This is a genomic window from Cryptosporangium aurantiacum, from assembly GCF_900143005.1.
Classification (GTDB): Bacteria; Actinomycetota; Actinomycetes; order Mycobacteriales; family Cryptosporangiaceae; genus Cryptosporangium; species Cryptosporangium aurantiacum.
In genome coordinates this window covers 162,533-184,581 of the sequence record NZ_FRCS01000005.1, presented here as the reverse complement: position 1 = coordinate 184,581, position 22,049 = coordinate 162,533, and the positions used below count along the sequence as shown (strand labels likewise).

General features: G+C 70.8%; 22 protein-coding genes. 17 read left to right on the top strand and 5 right to left on the bottom strand.

The window, feature by feature from the left end:
- Positions 1 to 8 precede the first annotated feature (8 nt).
- The 4 genes from BUB75_RS18430 to BUB75_RS18415 all read left to right on the top strand — a co-directional run bounded on the left by BUB75_RS18430 (position 9) and on the right by BUB75_RS18415 (position 4,893).
- On the top strand, positions 9 to 1,751 hold the full coding sequence (locus BUB75_RS18430; RefSeq protein ID WP_073258787.1) for an ABC transporter substrate-binding protein: 1,743 nt from the start codon (positions 9 to 11) through the stop codon (positions 1,749 to 1,751).
- A 72-nt stretch (positions 1,752 to 1,823) separates the two neighbouring features.
- Positions 1,824 to 2,813: an ABC transporter permease gene (locus BUB75_RS18425; protein ID WP_073258786.1), complete on the top strand. Its 990-nt coding sequence runs from the start codon at positions 1,824 to 1,826 to the stop codon at positions 2,811 to 2,813.
- Positions 2,810 to 3,874: an ABC transporter ATP-binding protein gene (locus tag BUB75_RS18420; protein WP_073258785.1), complete on the top strand. Its 1,065-nt coding sequence runs from the start codon at positions 2,810 to 2,812 to the stop codon at positions 3,872 to 3,874. Before BUB75_RS18425 ends, BUB75_RS18420 begins: the two co-directional genes overlap by 4 nt.
- Positions 3,871 to 4,893, top strand: coding sequence for an ABC transporter ATP-binding protein (locus BUB75_RS18415; protein WP_073258784.1), 1,023 nt, complete (start codon positions 3,871 to 3,873; stop codon positions 4,891 to 4,893). The genes BUB75_RS18420 and BUB75_RS18415 overlap by 4 nt, the downstream gene beginning before the upstream one ends.
- Before the next feature lie 193 nt (positions 4,894 to 5,086).
- Here BUB75_RS18415 and BUB75_RS18410 read toward each other — a convergent pair whose 3' ends face one another.
- Positions 5,087 to 7,210, bottom strand: a complete 2,124-nt coding sequence (locus BUB75_RS18410) for a S9 family peptidase (protein ID WP_218617610.1) — start codon at positions 7,208 to 7,210, stop codon at positions 5,087 to 5,089.
- A gap of 142 nt (positions 7,211 to 7,352) precedes the next feature.
- Between BUB75_RS18410 and mshB the strand changes: the two genes are divergently transcribed.
- The 3 genes from mshB (at position 7,353) to BUB75_RS18395 (ending at position 9,198) form a co-directional block, all read left to right on the top strand.
- Positions 7,353 to 8,210, top strand: a complete 858-nt coding sequence (gene mshB, locus BUB75_RS18405) for an N-acetyl-1-D-myo-inositol-2-amino-2-deoxy-alpha-D-glucopyranoside deacetylase (RefSeq protein ID WP_073258782.1) — start codon at positions 7,353 to 7,355, stop codon at positions 8,208 to 8,210.
- 14 nt (positions 8,211 to 8,224) lie between these two features.
- Positions 8,225 to 8,617 carry a hypothetical protein gene (locus BUB75_RS18400; protein ID WP_073258781.1) on the top strand — a complete coding sequence of 131 codons (393 nt, stop codon included), beginning with the start codon at positions 8,225 to 8,227 and terminating at the stop codon, positions 8,615 to 8,617.
- A 65-nt stretch (positions 8,618 to 8,682) separates the two neighbouring features.
- The gene (locus BUB75_RS18395) at positions 8,683 to 9,198 is read left to right on the top strand and encodes a hypothetical protein (RefSeq protein ID WP_143175285.1); all 516 of its coding nucleotides are present in this window, start codon (positions 8,683 to 8,685) and stop codon (positions 9,196 to 9,198) included.
- 93 nt (positions 9,199 to 9,291) lie between these two features.
- On the opposite strand, the gene BUB75_RS18390 is transcribed toward BUB75_RS18395, so the two are convergent.
- A complete protein-coding gene (locus BUB75_RS18390; protein WP_073258779.1) occupies positions 9,292 to 10,257 on the bottom strand; it encodes a GNAT family N-acetyltransferase in 966 nt (321 codons plus the stop codon).
- A 128-nt stretch (positions 10,258 to 10,385) separates the two neighbouring features.
- Between BUB75_RS18390 and fdxA the strand changes: the two genes are divergently transcribed.
- Positions 10,386 to 10,712, top strand: coding sequence for a ferredoxin (gene fdxA, locus BUB75_RS18385; protein WP_035857536.1), 327 nt, complete (start codon positions 10,386 to 10,388; stop codon positions 10,710 to 10,712).
- Positions 10,709 to 11,794, top strand: a complete 1,086-nt coding sequence (gene dapC / locus BUB75_RS18380) for a succinyldiaminopimelate transaminase (protein WP_073258778.1) — start codon at positions 10,709 to 10,711, stop codon at positions 11,792 to 11,794. Before fdxA ends, dapC begins: the two co-directional genes overlap by 4 nt.
- Positions 11,795 to 11,896: 102 nt before the next feature.
- Here the strand turns inward: dapC and dapD are convergent, their stop codons facing one another.
- A complete protein-coding gene (gene dapD / locus BUB75_RS18375) occupies positions 11,897 to 12,868 on the bottom strand; it encodes a 2,3,4,5-tetrahydropyridine-2,6-dicarboxylate N-succinyltransferase (RefSeq protein WP_245806284.1) in 972 nt (323 codons plus the stop codon).
- A gap of 33 nt (positions 12,869 to 12,901) precedes the next feature.
- Between dapD and dapE the strand changes: the two genes are divergently transcribed.
- Genes dapE through BUB75_RS18360 form a run of 3 tightly spaced genes read left to right on the top strand, consistent with a single transcriptional unit; the run spans position 12,902 to position 15,443 of the window.
- Positions 12,902 to 13,963 carry a succinyl-diaminopimelate desuccinylase gene (gene dapE, locus BUB75_RS18370; protein WP_084741455.1) on the top strand — a complete coding sequence of 354 codons (1,062 nt, stop codon included), beginning with the start codon at positions 12,902 to 12,904 and terminating at the stop codon, positions 13,961 to 13,963.
- A 31-nt stretch (positions 13,964 to 13,994) separates the two neighbouring features.
- The gene (locus tag BUB75_RS18365) at positions 13,995 to 14,777 is read left to right on the top strand and encodes an LOG family protein (protein ID WP_073259163.1); all 783 of its coding nucleotides are present in this window, start codon (positions 13,995 to 13,997) and stop codon (positions 14,775 to 14,777) included.
- Positions 14,778 to 15,443 (top strand): LOG family protein, encoded by a 666-nt coding sequence (locus BUB75_RS18360; RefSeq protein WP_084741454.1) that lies wholly within the window; start codon positions 14,778 to 14,780, stop codon positions 15,441 to 15,443.
- Positions 15,444 to 15,625: 182 nt separating this feature from the next.
- Here the strand turns inward: BUB75_RS18360 and folP are convergent, their stop codons facing one another.
- Positions 15,626 to 16,438: a dihydropteroate synthase gene (folP, locus tag BUB75_RS18355; RefSeq protein ID WP_073259161.1), complete on the bottom strand. Its 813-nt coding sequence runs from the start codon at positions 16,436 to 16,438 to the stop codon at positions 15,626 to 15,628.
- 158 nt (positions 16,439 to 16,596) lie between these two features.
- On the opposite strand from folP, the gene BUB75_RS48160 reads away from it, so the two are divergent.
- The 5 genes from BUB75_RS48160 to BUB75_RS18330 all read left to right on the top strand — a co-directional run bounded on the left by BUB75_RS48160 (position 16,597) and on the right by BUB75_RS18330 (position 20,852).
- Entirely contained in the window at positions 16,597 to 17,469 is an 873-nt protein-coding gene (locus BUB75_RS48160) for a DivIVA domain-containing protein (protein WP_073258776.1), read from the top strand.
- A complete protein-coding gene (locus BUB75_RS18345; protein ID WP_084741450.1) occupies positions 17,466 to 18,044 on the top strand; it encodes an SRPBCC family protein in 579 nt (192 codons plus the stop codon). The genes BUB75_RS48160 and BUB75_RS18345 overlap by 4 nt, the downstream gene beginning before the upstream one ends.
- A complete protein-coding gene (locus BUB75_RS18340) occupies positions 18,041 to 18,640 on the top strand; it encodes a DNA-3-methyladenine glycosylase I (protein ID WP_073258775.1) in 600 nt (199 codons plus the stop codon). The genes BUB75_RS18345 and BUB75_RS18340 overlap by 4 nt, the downstream gene beginning before the upstream one ends.
- A 254-nt stretch (positions 18,641 to 18,894) precedes the next feature.
- The gene (locus tag BUB75_RS18335) at positions 18,895 to 19,062 is read left to right on the top strand and encodes a DUF3117 domain-containing protein (RefSeq protein WP_143175284.1); all 168 of its coding nucleotides are present in this window, start codon (positions 18,895 to 18,897) and stop codon (positions 19,060 to 19,062) included.
- A gap of 344 nt (positions 19,063 to 19,406) precedes the next feature.
- Positions 19,407 to 20,852, top strand: a complete 1,446-nt coding sequence (locus BUB75_RS18330) for a leucyl aminopeptidase (protein WP_073259159.1) — start codon at positions 19,407 to 19,409, stop codon at positions 20,850 to 20,852.
- Here BUB75_RS18330 and glgA read toward each other — a convergent pair.
- Positions 20,849 to 22,000, bottom strand: coding sequence for a glycogen synthase (glgA, locus tag BUB75_RS18325; protein WP_178379908.1), 1,152 nt, complete (start codon positions 21,998 to 22,000; stop codon positions 20,849 to 20,851). The genes BUB75_RS18330 and glgA overlap by 4 nt on opposite strands.
- Between the last annotated feature and the right edge of the window lie 49 nt (positions 22,001 to 22,049).

Below are 22,049 nucleotides of genomic sequence, written 5' to 3'. Positions count from 1 at the left end.
AGGTACTCGTGCGACGACCAGTACGGATGCTGAGTGTCAGCATCCTCGCCGTGGTGCTCGCCGCGGCCGGATGCAGCAAGAACACCGGAGACGACGACGGCTCTGGCGACCAGACCGAGGTGTCGACGCAGACCGCCACGCTCGCGGAGAACTCCGACGGGCCCGCTCCCGAGGTGCCCGGTGCCAAGAAGGGCGGCACCGTCACGATCTACACCAGCGGTGGCTTCGAGCACCTCGACCCGCAGCAGAACTACGTCGTGCCGGCGCAGACCACCGGTACGAACCTCCTCTACCGGACGCTGACCCAGTACCGGGAGAACGGCGACGGCAAGCTGGAGGTCGTCGGTGACCTGGCCACGAACACCGGCGAGGAGTCCAACGGCGGTAGGACCTGGAAGTACACGCTGAAAGACGGCCTGAAGTACGAGGACGGCTCGCCGATCACGGCCCATGACGTCGCGTACGGCGTCGCCCGGTCGTTCAGCCCGGACCTGCCGAACGGTGCGCACTACCTCCAGCAGTGGCTGGTCGGCAGCGCGGAGTACAACGCGAAGTACAAGGGCCCGTACAACGGCGGATCGAAGATCCCGCCGGGCGTCCAGGTTCCGGACGACAAGACGATCATCTTCACCTTCCCCGAGCCGCACGCGGACATGCCGTTCATGGCGGCGATGACCACGGTCTCGCCGGTGCCGGCGGCGCGGGACACGAAGATCCAGTACGACAACCGGCCGTTCTCGTCGGGCCCGTACAAGATCCAGACGCACAACCGCACCCAGAAGATGGTGCTGGTGCGGAACGAGCACTGGGACCCGAAGACCGACCCGATCCGGCACAACTACCCGGACCAGTACGTCATCGAGTTCACTCGCACCGACGTCCAGGCCAGCGAGCTGCTGATCTCGGATGCGGGCGCGGCCCAGACGTCGCTGACGTTCCAGGACCTGAACATCCCGGCGAGCGTCTACCCGAAGGCCGTCCAGAGCGCGAAGGACCGGATTCTCACCGGCCCGACGCAGTTCGTCTGGTTGATCAACTTCAACAACCAGCGGGTGAAGGACCTCAAGGTCCGTCAGGCGCTGAACTACGCGATCGATCGCCAGGGCATGCTGAAGGTGTGGGGTTCCTACGCCGGTAACCCGGCCACGACGCTGCTGTCGCCGACCACCTCGGGCTACCAGAACTACAACGCGTACGACGGTGGCCCGAACGGCAACATCGAGAAGGCCAAGGAGCTGCTCGGCGGCAAGACGGTCAAGCTGACCTACGGCTACCGGAACACCGAGCGCAACCAGGCGATCGCCGCGTTCCTGCGGAGCAGCCTGAAGCCCGCCGGGTTCGAGCTGAACATCCAGCCGATCGACGAGGACCAGTACTACACGGTCATCGGCAAGAAGAACAACCAGTTCGACCTCTACATGTACGGCTGGGGTGCGGACTGGCCGGGCGGTGGCACGGTCATCCCGCCGCTCTGGGACGGTGACCGCATCGTGCCGGAGGGCAACAACAACACCGCGTACCTGGACGACCCGAAGACCAACGCGGAGATCGACCGGATCCTGTCCCTGTCCGACCTGACCGAGGCCGACAAGGCCTGGGCCGCGCTGGACAAGGACATCATGACCCGCCTCGCTCCGACCGTTCCGGTCATCTACGACAAGCAGACGACCCTGTACGGCTCGAAGATCGGCGGTATCTACCTGAGCAAGCCGTACGGCAACTCGGGTCTGAACAACCTGTACGTCAAGTAGTCAAGTCACCACTGCTCCGGTCGGCCGTCCTAGACGTGACGGCCGGCCGGAGCACCCGGCTGGGAGAGGTCAGTGGCCCGGTTCATCGTGCGGCGAGGGTTGCTCGCGCTGCTGACGTTGTTCAGCGTGAGCGTCTTGACATTCCTGATGTTCTTCGGGGTTCCGACCAGCCCGGCCGAACTGCAATGCGGTCGCGACTGCCGTCCGGCTCAGGTGGCGAACATCGAGAAGCAGCTGGGTCTCGATCGGCCGATCTGGGAGCAGTACGGCGAGTACATGAAGGGCATCGTCGCCGGCCGGACGATCGGGTCGGGCGACACCGCGATCGAGTGTGACGCCCCCTGCCTGGGCTGGTCGTTCCGCAGTAGCGAGGCGGTGACCGACATCGTCGGACGCGCGCTCCCGATCACGCTCTCGATCGTGCTCGGCGGAGCCGTGCTCTGGGCACTGCTGGGCGTCTCGCTCGGATTCCTCTCCGCGTTGCGCAGAGGGACCTGGGTCGACAAGGCCGCGATCGGCTTCTCGCTCACCGGTGCCTCGCTGCAGATCTACTTCGTCGGCCTGCTCCTCCAAGTGTTGTTCGTCTACACGCTGAAATGGCTGCCGTCGCCCACGTACACCAGCCCGTTCGAGAGCCTCGGCGACTGGTTCGTCGGAATGATCCTGCCCTGGACGACGCTCGCGTTCCTCAACTCCGCGATCTACGCCCGGCTCACCCGGGCCCAGATGATCGAGACGCTGTCCGAGGACTTCGTCCGTACCGCGCGGGCCAAGGGGCTGCCGTCGCGCCAGGTCTACCGGCGCCACGCGCTCCGGGCCGGTATTACCCCGATCGTCACGATCTTCGGCCTCGACCTGGGGGTGTCGCTGGGTGGTGCGGTGATCACCGAGTACGTCTTCGGGATGCCGGGGCTCGGCTTCGTCTCCGCCGAGGCCGCGCGGCAACTCAACCTGCCGGTCGTCATGGCCACGGTGTTGCTGGCCGCGTTCTTCATCGTCCTGATGAACGTCGTCGTCGACTGGCTCTACGCCTACATCGACCCGCGGGTGAGGCTCGGATGACTGAAACTTCTACGGCGGCCGAGGCAGAGGACTTCCTCCAGGTCGAAGACCTCCGCGTCAACTTCCGGACGTTGGACGGTGTGGTCCGGGCCGTCGACGGCATCACGTTCGGAGTCCGCCGTGGCCAGACGCTCGGCATCGTCGGCGAGTCCGGCTCCGGCAAGTCCGTCAGCAGCATGGCGATCATGGGGCTGCACGACCTGCACCGCACGGAGATCACCGGCCGGATCACCGTCGGGGGCCGCGAGATCGTCGGCTGCCCGGAGGAGGAGGTCCGGAAGCTGCGCGGCCGGACGATGGCCATGATCTTCCAGGATCCGCTCTCCGCGCTGCACCCGTACTACACGGTGGGCCGGCAGATCGTCGAGGCGTACCGGATCCACCACCCCGGTGAGCCGAAGAAGGTCGCGCGGACCCGAGCGATCGAGATGCTCGACCGGGTCGGGATCCCGCGGCCGGACAAGCGCATCGACAGCTACCCGCACGAGTTCTCCGGCGGTATGCGGCAGCGCGCGATGATCGCGATGGCGCTGGTCAACGACCCCGACCTGCTGATCGCCGACGAGCCGACCACCGCGCTGGACGTGACCGTCCAGGCGCAGATCCTGGACCTGCTCGAGGACCTGCAGCGCGAATTCAACTCGGCGGTCATCATCATCACCCACGACCTGGGCGTGATCAGCCAGGTCGCGGACGACGTCCTGGTCATGTACGCGGGCCGCGCGGTCGAGAAGGGCACCGTCGAGCAGGTGCTCCGGCGCCCGCAGCACCCGTACACCTGGGGCCTGCTCAACTCGGTGCCGTCGCTGCACGGCGACGCCGAGGCCGACCTGGTGCCGATCAAGGGCAGCCCGCCCAGCCTGGTGAACCGGCCGTCCGGCTGCGCGTTCCACCCGCGCTGCCCGTACGCGGGTCAGAACGGCGACCGGTCGTTCACCGACGTGCCGGAGCTGCTGCCGGTCCTGGACGACGCCGGTCATTCGGTGGCGTGCCACCTGCCGGCCGACCGCCGGCGCGAGATCTACCAGCGGGACATCGCCGAGGCGGGTGTGGCTCTGTGAACAAGACCGACGTACGGCCCAGCGACGAGGTCGCGCCGCCGCCCGCGAAGGACGCGCTGCTCTCGGTGCGCGGCCTGGCCAAGCACTACCCGGTGGGTGGCGGGGTGTTCGGTACGAAGGCCGTGGTCCGCGCGGTCGACGGCGTCGACTTCGACGTCGCGGCGGGGGAGACGCTCGGGTTGGTCGGCGAGTCCGGCTGTGGCAAGACGACGACCGGCCGGATGGTGATCCGGCTGCTGGAGCCCACGGCGGGCACGATCACGTTCGAGGGCAAGGACGTCACGAAGGCGCGCGGCCGGGCGTTGACCCAGCTCCGCCAGGACATGCAGATCATCTTCCAGGACCCGTATTCGTCGCTGAACCCGCGGCACACGGTGGGCCGGATCGTCGAGATGCCGCTGACCGTCAACGACATCGACCCGCCGGGCGGGCGGAAGAAGCGCGTCCAGGAGATACTCGAACTGGTCGGGCTCAACCCCGAGCACTACAACCGGTACCCGCACGAGTTCTCCGGCGGGCAGCGGCAGCGGATCGGGATCGCGCGGGCGCTGGTGGTGGAGCCGCGGTTCATCGTCGCCGACGAGCCGGTCTCCGCGCTGGACGTCTCGATCCAGGCCCAGATCATCAACCTGCTGCGGAAGCTGCAGAGCGAGCTGGACCTGGCGTTCCTGTTCATCGCGCACGACCTGGCGGTGGTGCGGCACTTCTCCCAGCGGATCGCGGTGATGTACCTGGGGAAGATCGTCGAGGTCGGCGATCGGGAGGCGATCTACGAGCGGCCGTCCCACCCGTACACCCGGGCACTGCTGTCGGCGGTACCGGACGTGACGAAGCTGGGGAGCGCTGACTCGAAGCGGATCCGGCTGGCCGGTGACGTGCCGACGCCGCTGGACCCGCCGTCGGGCTGCCGGTTCCGCACGCGGTGCTGGAAGGCGCAGGACAAGTGCGCGCAGGAGGAACCGCCGCTCAGCCCCAAGCGCGGCGGGAGCCTGGCCGCCTGCCACTTCCCCGAGACATAGTGGGCGGCCCGCTCAGGACGACGCTGCCGAGCGGGCGGGACGACTTGAGTATCACGGCATACGCGGCGTCGTCGCGCCCGATCGGCAGCGACGCCCTGAGCGGGCTCCAGGTTCAGACAATGCGAGCGCCTGGCGGCGCTTCAACGGCAACTGCGCTTCGCGGACGCTTTGCCGCGAGCCGCCGTCCGCCGCGTCACAGGGCGAGTGAGCGGCGGAGGAAGTCGAGCTGGAGGAGCAGCAGGTTCTCCTTGACGGTCTCGTTCGTTGCCATGTGGGTGATGCCGGTCAGCGGGAGCACCTCGTGCGGGCGTCCCGCGGCCAGCAGCGCGGACGACAGCTGCAACGTGTGCGCGGCGACGACGTTGTCGTCCGCGAGGCCGTGCACGATCATGAGCGGCCGGGCGAGCTTTCCGGCGTCCTCGATCAGCGAGGAACGACGGTAGGCGTCCGGCTGTTCGTCCGGCAGCCCGAGGTACCGCTCGGTGTAGAACGTGTCGTAGAGGGCCCAGTCCGTCACCGGCGCCCCCGCGATTCCGGCGTGGAACACGTCCGGACGCCGCAACACCGCCAGCGCGGCCAAGTACCCCCCGAACGACCAACCGCGGATCCCGACCCGTCCGAGGTCGAGATCGGGGTGCTCCTTCGCGAGCGCGAGCAGCCCGTCGGCCTGGTCGTCCAGCACGGGCCCGGCGAGGTCGAGACGGATCGCGTGCTCGAACGACGGTGCGACGCCGGGCGTCCCGCGACCGTCGATGACGACCACCGCGAAGCCCTGATCCGCCCACCACTGCGGCTCCAGCCACATCGTCCCGGCGGCCATCACCTCCTGGTGGTGCGGGCCGCCGTATGGGTCCATGAGGACGGGCAGGCGAGTGCCGGGGACGTGATCGCGCGGGTAGAGCACGGCGGCGGGTAGCCGACGGTCGGTCACCCGGCTCAGCGTGGGCGCCCCCAGGAACGGTGGTGCGGCTGCGGACGATTCGAGTGTGTGGGCGGGCTGACCGCCGCGGTGGACGACGTACGTCACGCCGGTCGTCCCGAGCGTCCGCCGGATCTCCACCCGGGTCTCGCCGCCGGAGACGCCGCTGAACCACCCCACGCCCTCGGTGACGCGCCGCGCGGTGCCGTCCGCGCCGACCCGGTAGACGTGGTTCTGCTCCGGCGCGTCCTCGGTGCCCTCGACGACCAGTTCGTCGTTCTCCTGGCCGAGGAACCGCCGCACGTACAGGCTCGTCGGGGTGGCCACTACACCGCCGACGACCAGCCGCCGAGCGTCCCCCTCGTCGGAACCCAGCACCAGCCGGCCGTCACCCAGCAACGCCGGGGTACCCGGCAGGACCTCCAGCCACGGGGAACCCGTGGCCTCGGTGTGCGTGGTCAGCTCACCGGTGTCGGGATCGGCGCCGAGCACCAGGGCCTTCGTCTGCCTGCGGTCCATCACCGTGAACAGCGGGCAGCCGCTGTCGTCCCACCCGGCGGTGACCAGGTAGGGGTACGCGTCCGCGTCCCAGGCCAGATCGAGCCGCGGTGCCTCGCCCGACACCGGCAGGATGTGCAGGCTGACCAGCGCGTTCGGGCTTCCGGCCGCGGGATAGCGGATCGTGTTCGGCTCCTGCCCCGGCTGGGCCGGGTCGGCGATGTACCAGACCCGCACCGGCGACTCGTCGACCCGGGCGGCGAGCAGGCGCTCGGAGTCCGGTGACCACCAGTAACCCCGGAACCGGTTCATCTCCTCGGCGGCGGCGAACTCCGCGACGCCCCAGGTGACGCCGTCCTCGGCGACCAGCGTGCGGTCCGCCCAGCCCTCGCCGATCCGCTCCACCAGGTGCAGTGCGCCGCCGGTGACGTACGCGACGCGCTCGCCGGTCGGTGAGGGACGCGGGTCGAGGACCGGACCGGCGACCGGCAGCTCGATCGGCGTCGGGTCGTCGCCGGGCAGCAACCCGATCCGGAACAGCTTCCCGCCGAGCGTGAACACCGCGATCCGGGTGTCCTCGTCGGTGGCGTAGGACACGATGCCGCCGCCGGCCTCCCGGCGACGCTCGCGGAGCGCCTTCTCCTCCGGCGAGAGGTTCTCCTCGTCGGTGTCGCGGAGGACGCGTGGGTCGGCGACGATCCGCTCGGTGCTGCTCCCGACGTCGAGCACCCAGAGCGCGTGCACGGGGTCGGTCGGGCCGGACGATCGGAGGAAGACGACCCGTTCCCCGTCGGCGGACACGGCGACGGTGCGCGGTGCCCCGAGGGTGAAGGTGCGGGTCCGGGCGGCCAGCCGAGGGAACGACGTGCCCGGATCGGTCTCGACGGTGCTCGAACTCACCATGCCATCCTGCCATTCGGGCCTCGGGTCGGCCCGGCGCCCGCCTTTACGCTGGAAACATGGCTGTGTGCCCCGGCCGACTCCACTGCTCCGCTCCTCGGTCGCTAGGGCTCCCTACGATGCTCACTCCGGAGTCGACCTCATGACCGCAAGCCGCCGACTACTGCTGGTACACGCGCACCCGGACGACGAGACGATCACCACCGGCGCGACGATGGCCCGGTACGCGGCCGAGGGCGCGCACGTCACGCTCGTCACCTGCACGCTCGGCGAGGAGGGCGAGATCCTGGTGCCGGCCCTGGCCGGGCTCGCGGCGGACCGGGCGGATCAGCTGGGCGGTTACCGGATCGGGGAACTCGCGCAGGCGATGGCCGCGCTCGGCGTCACCGACCAGCGGTTTCTCGGCGGCGCGGGCCGCTACCGCGACAGCGGCATGATCGGCACCCCGCAGAACGACCACCCGCGGGCGTTCTGGCGCGCTTCGGTCGACGAGGCCGGTGCCTGGCTGGCCGCGGTGATCCGCGAGGTGCGGCCGCAGGTCGTCATCACGTACGACCCGGACGGCCTGTACGGCCACCCGGACCACATCCAGGCACACCGCGTGACGATGCGCGCGATCGAGATCGCTGCCGACGACTGGCGCGTCGCGAAGGTCTACTGGCCGAGCGAGCCCCGTTCGCTGCTGGCTCGCGGCATCGAGGCCTTCGCGACGTCGGCGGAGAACCCGTTCGCCGGCGAGCGGAACGTCGACGCGCTGCCGTTCGTCACCCCCGACGAGAAACTCGGCGCGCGGATCGACGCGTCCGCGTACGCCGAGGCGAAGCGGGCCGCGATGCGCGCCCACGCCACCCAGGTCGACCCCGGCACGTGGCTGCACGTGCTCGCCGAGAACCTCGGTGTCGAGCCGGTCGGGATCGAGTACTACATCCGGGCAGTGGGCCAGGCCGGTCCGAGCATCGATCCGAACGGGTGGGAGGACGATCTGTTCGCGGGCCTGTGAGTACTCTCCGCGAGGTGACAACCCCTCCCGCTGAATGGGCGCTGCGCATCGCCGCGGTGCTGGTCGGCACAGTGATCACGGTGACGAGCGAAGTGATCGCCGCGTTCCTGACGCCGTTTCGGATCGGTGCCCAGCTGATCCCGATCAGCTGGGCGATCGTCGTGATCGGCGTGGTCCTCGGCGTGGCGATCACCCGGTACGGATCCGGGGTCGCCGGCGCCACCGCGATCCCGGCGGTCGCGTTCTTCCTGGTGCTGTGGCCGCTCTCGTCGCGCACCTCGGAGGGTGACGTCGTGGTGCCGGGAACCTGGGTCGGCTACGGCGTCCTGCTGCTCGGACTGATGGCGATCGTCGGGACCGTGGCCGTGACCATGTCGGTGTCGAGACCGCGACGGTCACTTGGGTAAAGCCGCCCGGCGTGGTGCGGTGATGTCCTACCGTTCCGGCGGTACGGCATCGTGGGAGGTCGGAAGTGCGTAACAGGTGGGCCCGGGTCGGGGTGGTCGTCGCGACGCTGGTCGTGGTGAACTTCGCCGCGCGATTGGTGCTGCGGATCGCGAGCGGCGCCAGCGAGGACGTGGAGTTCACGACCGCGCTGAGCTCGCTGGTGGCGATGGGGCTCGTGGTGGCGGTGGCCGGGTTCCTGACGTCCCGGCGGTACCTGCCGTCGGTCACGGCCGGTGATCTGTTCTTCGACATCCTGTTCGCGTCGCTGCTGGTGACGCTCGTCGGGCCGTTCGTCTCCGGCGGCACACCGTTCGGGTCGGGTGCCGGGCAGTGGATCATTCAGCTGCTGGTGTGCGTCGGCGCGCTGATCGTCGGCGGCGCGATCGGCGTGCTGCTCGCGGTCGCGTTCGGACTGGACCCGAAGAGCCGCGCCTGGGGCGCCTACGCGTCCCAGGTGAAACTCCCCGCGAAAAAGGCCCAGCCCACCAAGCCGGGAAAAAGGACCCAGGGCGCCAAAAAGCGCCCCTCCGCCAAGCGCTGAGAAGCGCCTAGGCACGCTCTGGGGTTTGAACCTGGAGCCCGCCGAGGACGAGGCTGGCGTCCGCGTCAGGCTCGCCCCTCGGCGGGCCGCCCACTAAGGCCGGTAATACCGGTAGGTGTGGTGGTGGCGGAAGCCGAGCTTTTCGTACATCGCGACCGCCCCGGTGTTGTCGGAGTCCACCTGCAGGTAGACGCCACGCGCGCCCTGCCCGGCGGCGTACTCGACGGTGCCCGCCAGCAGGTGCGTGGCCAGCCCGCGCCGACGGTGCGCCGGGTCGACCTCGAGCGCGGTGATTCCCATCCACCCCTCGTCGACCACGAGGCGGCAGATCGCCACCGGCACGCCGTCCAGCCGCACGGCGGCGAACCCCGGTGCGGCGGCGTTCCGCAGCACGTCCAGAGCCACCGCGGGGAGCGCGTCTCCCCGGTAGTGGTACGCGGCCAGCCAGGCGTCGTCGGGCTCCGCGGCGACGGTCACCGGCGGCAGCCCCGGCACCGCCAGGCGCGCCGCCCGCAGCGCCCGGACGCTCGCCACCAGCACCAGCGCACCCCACCGATCCGACCAGCCCCGCTCCTCCAGCGCGCGGCGCAGCTCGTCGCACGCGGGCAGCGGCAGCTGGACCGTCGGCGGCAGGTCGCGGGCGGAGTACCAATCCCGGACGACGTCCAGCGCGGCGTCCAGCGGCATCCCCGGGTCGCCCAGCGGCAGCACGGAGTTCGCCCGTCCGGTCCACCCGCCTGCCGCCCGCAGCTGCCAGTCGCCCAGCGTCGCGGTGTCCAGCCCGCGCCAGCCCAGCGCGGCGATCCGCTCCAGCTCCAGATCCGCGACCGGCAGCGAACCGGGCGGCCGGGGCGGGATCCGCTTCGCCGCGACGACGTCCGCGACGGCCACCGCGACCGTGTCCCCGGTTGCGGTTCTCACCACTACGCGCTGGCGTTCGGCGTCCAGCTCGATAAGCTCCCCGAGAACGTCGCCGTACTGCGGTCGAACGGCATCGGGGTCGCCGAGGACCCTTCGCACGACGACACGGTGGCCGACGTCCGTGGGGCTGAGCGACATCTGACCCACCTCTGCATCTCCGAGCTGCAGCCAGTGATACTAGATACCGCTAAGGCGGTACCTCGTCTGTCGTTGAGCCTGCACAGATCGAAGGCGAAGCCGCCACCGCGCCTGGAAGGACTACCTACGTGACGTACGTCATCGCCGAGCCCTGCGTCGATGTCAAGGACAAGGCGTGCATCGAGGAGTGCCCCGTCGACTGCATCTACGAGGGGGAGCGGATGCTCTACATCCACCCCGACGAGTGCGTCGACTGCGGTGCCTGTGAGCCGGTGTGCCCGGTCGAGGCGATCTTCTACGAGGACGACGTGAAGGAAGAGTGGCGCGAGTACTACAACGCGAACGTCGTCTTCTTCGACGAGATCGGTTCGCCCGGTGGTGCATCCAAGCTCGGGCTGATCAAGCACGACGCTCCGCTGGTCGCCGCACTCCCGCCGCAGGAGGGTGAGCACTGACCCCGCACGATCTACCGGACTTTCCCTGGGACACGCTGGCGCCGTTCGGAGACCGGGCGCGCCGGCATCCGGACGGCGTCGTCGATCTCTCGGTCGGGACGCCGGTCGACCCGACGCCTGCGGTGGTGCGGGAAGCGCTGGTGGCCACTGCGGACGCGCCGGGGTACCCGCTGACCGCTGGTAACTCGGCGCTCCGCGGTGCGGTGCAGCAGTGGGTCGCCGACCGGCTCCACTGCACCGCGACGGTCGGGGTTCTGCCGACGATCGGCTCGAAGGAGCTGGTCGCCTGGCTCCCGACGCTGCTCGGGCTCGGTCCGTCCGACACCGTGCTCTTCCCGGAGCTGGCCTATCCCACGTACGACGTCGGGATCCGGCTGGCCGGTGCGGCCGGCCTCCGGTCGGACGCCGTGGTCGCCGCGGGGCCGGGCCGCCCCGCCGCGATCTGGGTGAACTCGCCGTCGAACCCGACCGGGCGCGTGCTCGGCGTCCCGCACCTGCGCAAGGTCGTGGCCTGGGCGCGGGAGCGCGGGACCGTGGTCGTCTCCGACGAGTGCTACCTGGAGCTCGGCTGGGACGTCGAGCCGGTCTCGGTGCTCTCCGACGAGGTGAGCGACGGGGACGTCACCGGGCTGCTCGCGGTGCACTCGCTGTCGAAGCGCTCGAACCTCGCCGGGTACCGGGCCGGGTTCGTCGCCGGTGACCCGGCGATCGTCGGCGAGCTGCTGGCGGTGCGCAAGCACGCCGGGATGATCGTGCCGGAGCCGGTGCAGGCCGCGATGGCGGCCGCCCTGGGCGATACCGAGCACGTGCGGGAGCAGCGGGACCGGTACGCGCTGCGCCGGACGGCGTTGCGCGAGGCGCTGGAGAGCGCCGGTTTCCGGATCGACCACTCGGAGGCCGGGCTGTACCTGTGGGCGACCCGGGACGAGCCGTGCTGGGACACCGTGGAGTGGCTCGCCGACCGCGGGATCCTCGTGGCGCCCGGCGAGTTCTACGGGCCGGCCGGTGCGCGGCACGTGCGGGTGGCCCTCACCGCCACCGACGAACGCGTCGCCGCCGCGGTCAAGCGCCTCAGCGCGTAGGCCCCCGCGCCACACGACGCGAAAGCGGGCTCTAACAACCCGTTAGAGCCCGCTTTCCCGTCAACCCAGCGCGAGACCCGGGCCGAGCCCGGCCCCCCGGCGTCAGTTTTGGTGCAGGGCCTCGTTCAGGCCACCCCACGACCGGCCGGCGCGCGGTACGGCCTCCAGCGCCCCGGTCACCGAGTTACGGCGGAACAGGATCCCGTCCGCGCCGGCCAGCGAAGCGGCCTTCACCACCGACCCGTCCGGCAGCGTCACCTTCGACCCGGCGGTGATGTACGCCCCCGCCTCGACGACCGAGTCGTCACCGAGCGGAATGCCCAGCCCGGAGTTCGCCCCCAGCAGGCACCGCTCGCCGATCGAGATCACGGTCTTTCCGCCACCGGACAGCGTCCCCATGATCGACGCGCCACCACCGACGTCGGAGCCGTCGCCCACGACCACACCGGCCGAAATCCGCCCTTCGACCATCGAAGATCCGAGCGTCCCGGCGTTGAAGTTGACGAAGCCCTCGTGCATCACGGTCGTGCCGGACGCGAGGTGCGCCCCGAGCCGCACCCGGTCGGCATCGGCGATCCGGACCCCGGACGGCACCACGTAGTCGGTCATCCGCGGGAACTTGTCGACGCCGTACACCTCGAAGTGCGTCCGCGCGGCCCGCGCCCGCGCGCGCACGGATTCCACCTCGGCAACCGCCACCGGGCCCGCCGACGTCCACGCGACGTTCGCCAGCGCCCCGAAGATCCCGTCCAGGTTCACGCCGTGCGGACGAACGACCCGGTGCGAGAGCAGGTGCAGGCGCAGGTACGCGTCAGCGGCGTCGACCGGCGCCGCGTCCAGGTCGGTGACGACCGACACCGCGAAGACCTCGACGCCGCGCAGCGGGTCCGGCCCAACCGCACTGGCCAACTCGGAGCCGAGTGCGGCCTCTCCCTGAGCCTTGTCCAGCCGCGCGACGCCGGGCGCCAACTCTGATACCCCGGGTTCGCCCAGGCCCAACTTCCCCGTGGGAAACCACACGTCCAGAATCTGGCCGGCGAACTCGGTCGCAAGGCCTACTCCCCAGATGCTCACGGGCCTCAGAGTATCGAGAGCTACTGTGAGCCCGTGCCGTTGGACCTCGCCGGCGACCCGGTCGCCCTCACGACAGCTCTGGTCGACTTCCCGTCCGTCTCCGGCGACGAAGGACCCCTCGCCGATGCGGTCGAAACCGCGCTCGAGGGCCTCAAAAACTACCGAACCGCCCGCGACGGTGACACGATCGTCGCCCGAACGGAACTCGGGAAAAAGCACCGTATCGTCCTCGCCGGGCACCTCGACACGGTGCCGATCGTCGACAACGTCCCGTCCCGCCGCGACGGAGACCTCCTCTACGGCTGCGGGGCCAGCGACATGAAGAGCGGCCTGGCCGTTCTCCTCCACCTCGCCGCGACGATCGACGACCCCGCCTACGACCTCACGCTCGTCTGTTACGACAACGAGGAGGTCGAGGCGGTCAAGAACGGCCTCGGCCGGGTGAGCCGCAACCATCCGGACTGGCTGGCCGCCGACTTCGCGGTGCTGCTCGAACCCACCGACGGCACGGTCGAGGGCGGTTGCCAGGGCACGCTGCGAGCCAAGATCACCACCCACGGTAAGCGGGCCCACTCCGCGCGCAGCTGGTTCGGCGTCAACGCGATCCACCGTGCCGCCGAGATCCTCGACCGGCTCAACACCTATCAGGCCAGAGAGGTCGACATCGACGGCTGCCTTTACCGCGAAGGCCTCAACGCGGTGCGCATCGAGGGCGGCGTCGCGGGCAACGTCATCCCCGACCGGTGTGATGTCACGGTCAACTTCCGGTTCGCACCCGACCGCACCGAGAAGGACGCCGAGCAGCACGTCCGCGAGGTGTTCGAGGGTTACGCCGTCGAGGTCACCGACTCCGCGCCCGGCGCGCTGCCGGGCCTGAACGAACCGGCGGCTGCCCGCTTCGTCGAAGCGCTCCAGGCGCCGGTGCAGGCCAAGCTCGGCTGGACCGACGTCGCTCGGTTCGCGACGCTGGGCATTCCCGCGGTGAATTTCGGCCCTGGCGACCCGAATCTGGCCCACCAGGCCGGTGAATACGTGGACGTCCGAAAGATCACCGATGCCGCATCGGCACTTCGTCGCTACCTCACTGCCGGTTAGCGTTCGCAGTTCGCGGGATACCGTGACCGGCATGAGCGTGCCGCAACCAGAACGTCAGCGTGGCCGGGTCACGCTCCGCCGTCGGCAGGTCCCCACGGGCACCACCGACCAGCGTCTGCTCGACAACAAGAGCGGCCGCGCGGACTTCATCCACTCGGACACGTGGCGCGTACTCCGGATCCAGAGCGAGTTCGTGGAGGGCTTCGGCGCGCTCGCCGAGCTCGGGCCGGCGGTGAGCGTGTTCGGCTCCGCCCGCACCCCCGTCGACCACCCCGACTACCTGCTCGCCGAGCAACTGGGCCAGGCTCTCGTCCGCGCCGGGTTCGCGGTGATCACCGGTGGCGGACCCGGCACGATGGAGGCCGCGAACAAGGGCGCCAGCACGGCGGGCGGAGTGAGCGTCGGCCTCGGCATCGAGCTGCCGTTCGAGCAGGAACTCAACAAGTGGGTCGATGTCGGCGTCAACTTCCGGTACTTCTTCGCCCGGAAGACGATGTTCGTGAAGTACGCCCAGGCGTTCTGCGTGCTCCCCGGCGGCTTCGGGACCCTCGACGAGCTGTTCGAGGCCCTCACGCTGGTTCAGACCCGCAAAGTCACCCGGTTCCCGGTCGTCCTGATCGGCACCAAATACTGGGGCGGCCTGGTCGACTGGCTGCGCGAGAGCATGCTCGCCGACGGCAAGATCTCCGCGCAGGACCTGGAACTGATCCAGCTCACCGACGACATCGACGAGGCGGTCGCTGCCGTCCAGTCCGCGGAGAACCTCTCGACCGAGCAGGCCACCGGCGCCGACGACGCCCCAGTGGAGGCGTAGGTGAATTCTTTTCGACCGACCTCTGCGGACGGCGCTCACCCTGCGGAAAGACGCGAGGTTGAAAAGAGTTCGTCGGCCGTCTGCGTCTACTGCGCGTCCTCCACGTCGATCGAACCGCACTACGTCACGCTCGCCGCCGAGGTCGGCGCCGAGCTGGCCCGCCGCGGCCACGAGCTGGTCTCCGGCGGCGGCCGGGTGTCGATGATGGGCGCGGTCGCGGCCGCTGCCCGTGCCGGGGGAGCGCGCACGATCGGCGTCATCCCCGAGGCGCTGAGCAGCCGGGAGATCGCCGACTTCGACTCCGACGAACTCCTCGTCACCACCGGAATGCGGGAACGCAAAGCCGCGATGGACGACCGCGCCGACGCGTTTCTCGGACTCCCTGGCGGCATCGGCACGCTCGAAGAGGTGTTCGAGGTCTGGACGTCCCGGTCGCTCGGCATGCACGCGAAACCCGTCGTGCTGCTCGACCCCGAGGGCTTCTACAACGGCCTGCTCGGGTGGCTCACCGACCTGGCCGGCCGCGGGTTCGTGCGCCCGGAAGCACTCGCGCTGCTCACGGTCGTCTCCTCCGTTCCGGAGGCGTTCGACGCCATCGAGGACGGGATCGCTCACGCGACCCGCGTCGAGGCCGGCCCGTCAGCCCCGGTGCGCGTTCAAGATTGATTGATACGCCGCCCGGCGAACCACCGCAGGCCTGCCCGCTCCTGCATCACCGGCGAGCGACGCGCCCCTCGCGCCCCCTGGCGAGGCTTCCGGCCGCTGCCGCGCGGATGGATGACCCGTAGCGGGTCCTATGGCACCCACCGCGGGTCACCCATCCGCGATCCGCACCGGGCCCGCCGCTTTCACGCGAGCCCCCGACGGGTGAACGCCGGCGGGCGCGTGCCGCGGATGGACGCGACCATGTCCAGCGTGCGCCGGGTCGCCAGCACGTCGTGAGCACGGAACACCCGGGCGCCGAGCCACGCGCTGATCGCGGTGGCCGCCAGCGTGCCCTCGAGCCGGTCGTCCACCGGCAGGTCGAGCGTCTCGCCGACGAAGTCCTTGCGGGAGAGCGCCACCAGCACCGGCCACCCGGTCGCCACCAGCGCCTCCAACTCCCGGGTGAGCGTCAACGAGTGCCAGGTGTTCTTGCCGAAGTCGTGCGCGGGGTCGATCAGGATGCCGTCCGAGCGCACCCCGGCCTCCACCGCCCGCTCGGCGAGCCGCGTCACCGTGCTCACCACGTCCGCCGTGACGTCCGGGAAGCTCGGCCGGTGCGGTCGCGAGCGGGGGGTCAGGCCGCCCGCGTGTGAGCAGATCAGCCCGGCCCCCGTGCGCGCCGCCACCGTCGCCAGCTCCGGGTCGGCGCCCGACCAGGTGTCGTTGAGTAGGTCGGCACCCGCCTCGACCGCCGCCTCGCCGACCTCCGCGCGCCAGGTGTCGATGCTGATCACCAGGTCCGGGTAGCGGGTGCGCACCTCGCGGATCAGCGGCACCGTGCGCCGGGCCTCCTCGGTGGCGTCCACCGCCTCGCCGGGCCCCGCCTTCACCCCGCCGATGTCGACGATCTGGGCGCCGTCGCGCACCGCGGCGTCGACCGCGGCGAGCGCGGCCTCGTCGGTGAACGTCGCGCCACGGTCGTAGAACGAGTCCGGGGTGCGGTTGACGATGGCCATCACCAGCAACTCGGTGTCGGCGAATACGTGATGGCGGAGGCGGAGCGGCACGTCCCTATTCTGTCCCGCCTCGAGCGGTGCACACTTTGATCCCTGATAGCGGATCAAAATGTGCATCGCTTCGCGCTCCGTTACGGCGTCCGTGACACCATGCGGGGGTGGGAAGCTTCCTCCTCGTCGTCGTGGCCGCGCTCGTCCTGTCCGGCATCGTGTTCGGTGCCGCTGCGTTCACGCTGGGTCGTGATCGCGGGCTGACCCCGCCTCGCCCGGACGGCGTCCCGTTCGACTTGCCCGCCGACCGGCCGCTCGACCGGGGTGACCTCGATGGTCTCCGGTTCGACACGACGATCCGTGGTTACCGGATGGACCAGGTCGACGAGATCCTGCAGCGGGTGGCCGACGACTTCGACTTCCTGCACGCTCGAATCATCGATCTGGAGGACCAGCTCGCCGCCCGCGTTCCCGAGGACGACGACGAGGAGCGCCCGTTCGCGTTCCCGTGGGACGCCGCGGAGGCCGAGGCTGTCGAGGGCTCCGGGGTGCCCGCCGATCCGACCGCACCCCACACCGACGACGCCGTCCGCGCCGACGCCACTGCCCTCGCCGACGCCGCTGCCCGGTCCGTCGACGGGACCGGACCCGCCGCGCCGGTCGACGCGACCGCGGCGGCACCGGCCGTGCCCGAGCCCGGCACCCCCGAGCCCGGCACCCCCGAGCCCGGCACCCCCGAGCCCGGCACCACCGCCCCTGGCGCCGCCAAACCGGGCGAGCCGACCCGGAGCGACACGGAAACCGAGCCCGACACGGACGACTCCGCCACGCCGGAGCCCACCCCGACGACCCCCGAGCCGCAGGTCGCCACGACGAAGCCCGAGCCGCAGGCCGCGGCAGCGAAGCCCGAGCCGCAGGCCGCGGCGGGCAAGCCGAGCGCGCCGGCCGCGCCCGAGCCCGTGGATGCCGCCGATGAGGCCGTGGCCGCCGACGAGGCTCCGGCCGAGGTCGCCGTGCCACGCTCCGGCCGCGGCCGGTGACCGAGCCGCCCGCCCAGCCGTCGGATCCCTCCGGGGCGGCCGGCGCAGCGAGGTTCGGCCCGTCCGAGGACGGTCCGTCGGCGAATCCTGCCGTGTCCGAGCTGCCCGCTGGGCTGGTGGTGGCGGGGCCGGGGCGGCTCGCGGTCGACGTCGAGATCGAGGCGGACCTCGAAACGGTCTTCGCGGCCGCAACCGACTGGCCGGCGCAAGCACGGTGGATCCCGCTGACCGGCGTCCGGGTGGCCCGCGGCGACGGGCGCACCCCGGGCAGCGTCGTGCACGCGTTCACCGGCGTCGGCAAGATCGGCTTCCTGGACGTCTTCCATGTCGTCGACTGGGAGCCACCGCACCGGGTGGAGGTCGTGCACGTCGGGCGGGTGGTTCGCGGCCCTGGTGCGTTCCGCCTGACCGAGCGGGGACCCGGCCGCACCGTGATGACCTGGAGCGAGGACCTGCACCTGCCGTTCGGCGCGTTCGGCGTCCGGGTCTGGCCGCTCGTCCGCCCGCTCGCCGCCGCGGCGCTGGGGCTGGGCCTGCGCCGGTTCCGCCGCTACGTCGCCGAGCGAGCCCGATGACCACCCCCGACGCGCAGGAGCTGGCCGAGGTCGGGCTGGTGCGCGGCGCCGACGGCCTGCTGCGCTGCTCGTGGGCCGGGGCGACCGAGGACTACGCCACCTACCACGACCAGGAGTGGGGACGCCGCCTCACCGGCGACGATGCGCTCTTCGAACGGCTGTGCCTGGAAGCGTTCCAGTCCGGCCTGTCCTGGCTGACGATCCTGCGGCGCCGGGAGGGCTTCCGGCGGGCGTTCGCCGGGTTCTCGATCAGCGCGGTCGCGGCGTTCGGCGAGTCGGACGTCGAACGGCTGCTCGCGGACACCGGCATCATCCGGAACCGGGCGAAGATCGACGCCGCGATCACGAACGCGAAGCTCGCCGCCGAGCTCCCTGGCGGGCTGTCCGCGCTGCTCTGGTCGTTCGCACCGCCCGCGCGGCCCCGCCCACGGACCCGGGCGGACGTACCCGCCACGTCGCCGGAGTCGACCGCACTCGCGAAGGACCTCCGCAAGCGTGGCTTTCGTTTCGTCGGTCCGACGACTTCGTACGCGTTGATGCAGGCAACCGGTATGGTCGATGACCACATCGTGGGCTGTCACGCAGGCGCGGCGTAAGGACTTTCCTCGATCCTCTCGCCTGCTTGCGTCCGTTCGGTGCGCAGCGGAGACCCCGCGCGGACCGGGCCGGCGTCTTTTCTGCAGGTCCGGAGCGTGCTAGTCCACTGTGTTTAGCCGGGTCGAGTTTGGGACGCCAGCAGGTATGGGCGAGAATAAGACAGTAGTGAGATGTCCCGGGCACGTGAGATCCAGCGAGCCTGCAAAGAGTGACCGTACATGCACCTACGGTCACCGGTCGAGGGGAGCATGAGATGGCGGCCATGAAGCCGCGGACGGGTGACGGTCCGCTCGAAGTCACCAAGGAGGGCCGCGGCATCGTGATGCGCGTACCGCTCGAGGGCGGAGGGCGTCTCGTCGTCGAAATGTCGGCCGACGAGGCCAGCGCGCTCGGGGACGCTCTGAAGAACGTCGCGGGCTAGTCGCCCCGCCGACAGCCGGCCCAGCCTCGCACGGAGCCGCACCCGTGCAGGCTGGGTCGGCTGCCTCGTCTCTGGCCGACCTGGGTGTCGCCGCCCCTGTCCGTGCAATTCGCCGCCACGCGAGCAGAATGAAGCGGAAGCGGCGGCTGCCGAAATTCTGAGCGGGAGGAGCCAGCGTGCTCGACGTCCGACTGGTGGCTGCCACCGAGTTGACCACCGGTCCCACACCGGTGCTGCTCGCGTTGCCGACGGCACCGGCCGACGCCGGGGAACCCGCTGAGACCGACGACGCGCCCGAGGCGTCGGAGTCGGCTGCGCAGGCGTTCCCGGACCGGCCGGACGCGGTGGCCGAGGACTCCATCGACGACGACACGGACCGGGCCGAACCGGCGGTGCTCCTGCCGACCCCGTACACCGTTCCGGCCGCGCTCGGCGACACGCTCGCGGCCTGGCTGGGCGACGAGCGGCGTCCGGAGCCGCCCGCGAAGGGAAAGGCCAGCGAGGTCGCCACGCTGCCGCTGCCGGGTGGATCGCCGGCGGTTGTGCTGCTGGTCGGCACCGGCGCGGGGACGGAGTCGGACTGGCGCAAGGCCGGTGCGGCGCTGGTCCGGGCCGCGTCCGGCGACCCCGAGGTGGTCTTCGCGCTGCCCTCCGACGCCACGCCGGACGCCGTCCGCGGGCTGTTCGAGGGCGCGCTGCTGGCGTCCTACCGGTTCACGCTGGCGTCCGACCCGAAGCCTCCGACGCTGACCACGGTCCGGATCCTCACCGACGACCCGGAGCGCTACGCGGACGCCCGAGTGCGCGCCGAGGCGGTCGCCCACGGGACCACGTTCGCCCGTGACCTGGTGAACACGCCGAGCAACATCAAGTCCCCGGAGTGGTTCGCCGCGCAGGCGGCGGAGGCGGCCACCGCGCTCGGCATCGACGCGCAGGTCCGCGACCCGGAGTGGCTGGCGGCCAACAACTTCGGCGGCATGCTCGCGGTGGGCGGCGGTTCGACGCGCGGCCCCCGTCTGCTGGAGCTGCGGTGGGCGCCGGACGGCGTCGAGCTGCACACGCTGAAGCACGTCGTCCTGGTGGGCAAGGGCATCACGTTCGACACCGGCGGCATCTCGATCAAGCCCGCGCAGGGCATGCAACTGATGAAGAAGGACATGGGCGGCGGCGCCGCCGTGGTCGGCGCGGTGCTGGCCGCGGCCGCGCTGAAGCTGCCGCTGCGCGTCACCGTGCTGGTGCCGCTGGCCGAGAACATGCCGAGCGGTACCGCCTACCGGCCGGGGGACGTCGTCCGGCACTACGGCGGGCGGACCTCGGAGATCTTCAGCACCGACGCCGAGGGCCGGATGGTACTCGGCGACGCGCTGGCGTACGCGGTCGCGACCCTGCGGCCGGACGTCCTCATCGACCTGGCGACGCTGACCGGCGGTCAGTCGGTCGCGCTCGGGAAGCGCACCGCGGCGTTGTTCTCGGAGAACGACGATCTGGCGAAGGCGCTGTTCGAGGCCGCCGAGCAGGCGGGTGAGCGGGTCTGGCAGCTGCCGCTGCCCGAGGACTATCTGGAGCAGATCGACTCGGACGTCGCGGACGCGAACAACAGCGGCGGACGCGGCGCGCAGACCGCCACCGCGGCGCTGTTCCTCCGCCCGTTCACCGGCGAGGCCAGGGACCGCTGGGCGCATGTGGACATGTCGTCGCCCGCGTGGTCCGACGGCCCGAACGACGAGCTGACCAAGGGCGCCACGGGTTGGGGCACCCGAACCCTGACCAGGTACCTCGAAGCGCTTTAGCCGAGCGACATGTACACCGTGATCGTCTGCTCGGCGATCGCTTCCCAGCTGAACAGGTCGACGGCGCGCTTGCGTCCGGCGCGGCCGAACTCGCTGCCGCGGATCGGGTCGCCCACGACCGTCGCCAGCGCCTCGGCCAGGCCCGCCTCGAACGCGGGCAGGTCGTCCGGCGTGTACGGCACGAGCAGCCCGGTGACGCCGTCCTGGACCACCTCGGGGATGCCGCCGACCGCGCTCGCCACGACCGGGGCGCGGCAGGCCATCGCCTCCAGGTTGACGATGCCGAGCGGCTCGTAGACCGACGGGCAGACGAACGTCGCAGCGTGGCTGAGCAGCGAGATGACGTCCTCGCGCGGCAGCATCTCGGTCTGGTGCAGCACCGTGTGGCCGCCGGCGCGAAGGTGCTCGATCCGTTCGGTGACCTCGGCGGCGAGCTCCGGGGTGTCCGGCGCCGACGCGCACAGCACGATCTGGACATCCCGGTCGAGGCGCTCGGCCGCGGCCAGCAGGTGGGTGATGCCCTTCTGCCGGGTGATTCGGCCGACGTACAGGATGTACGGGCGGTCCTGGTCGATGCCGACCTTGCGCAGCGCGGCGTCGTCACCGGTCGGCGCGTACAGCTCGGTGTCGACGCCGTTGTGGACGACGTGGATCCGCTCCGGGTCGAGCGTCGGGTAGGCAGCCAGGACGTCGGCGCGCATGCCGTTGCTGACCGCGATCACCGCGTCCGCGGCCTCGTACGCGGTTTTTTCGGCCCAGGACGAGATCCGGTACCCACCGCCGAGTTGCTCGGCCTTCCACGGCCGCAACGGCTCCAGCGAGTGCGCGGTGACGACGTGCGGCTTGTCGTGCAGCAGCTTCGCCAGGTGACCGCCGAGGTTGGCGTACCAGGTGTGCGAGTGGATCACGCCCACGTCGCCGACGCCGTCGGCCATCTCGAGGTCGATCGAGAGCGCGCGCAGCGCACCGTTGGCGTCGGCCAGTTCGCTCGGCGGAAGGTACGCGCGGGCGTCCTGTCGCGGCTGCCCGAAGCAGTGCACCTCGACCTCTACCAGCCGGCGGAGTTCCCGCACGAGGAAGTCGACGTGAACGCCTGCACCCCCGTACACCTGGGGCGGGTACTCGTTCGTCAGGACCGCGACGCGCATGCCGCTCACCCTACGGCCTGCGCCCGCTATGCTCGCGAGCGCGCGGCGG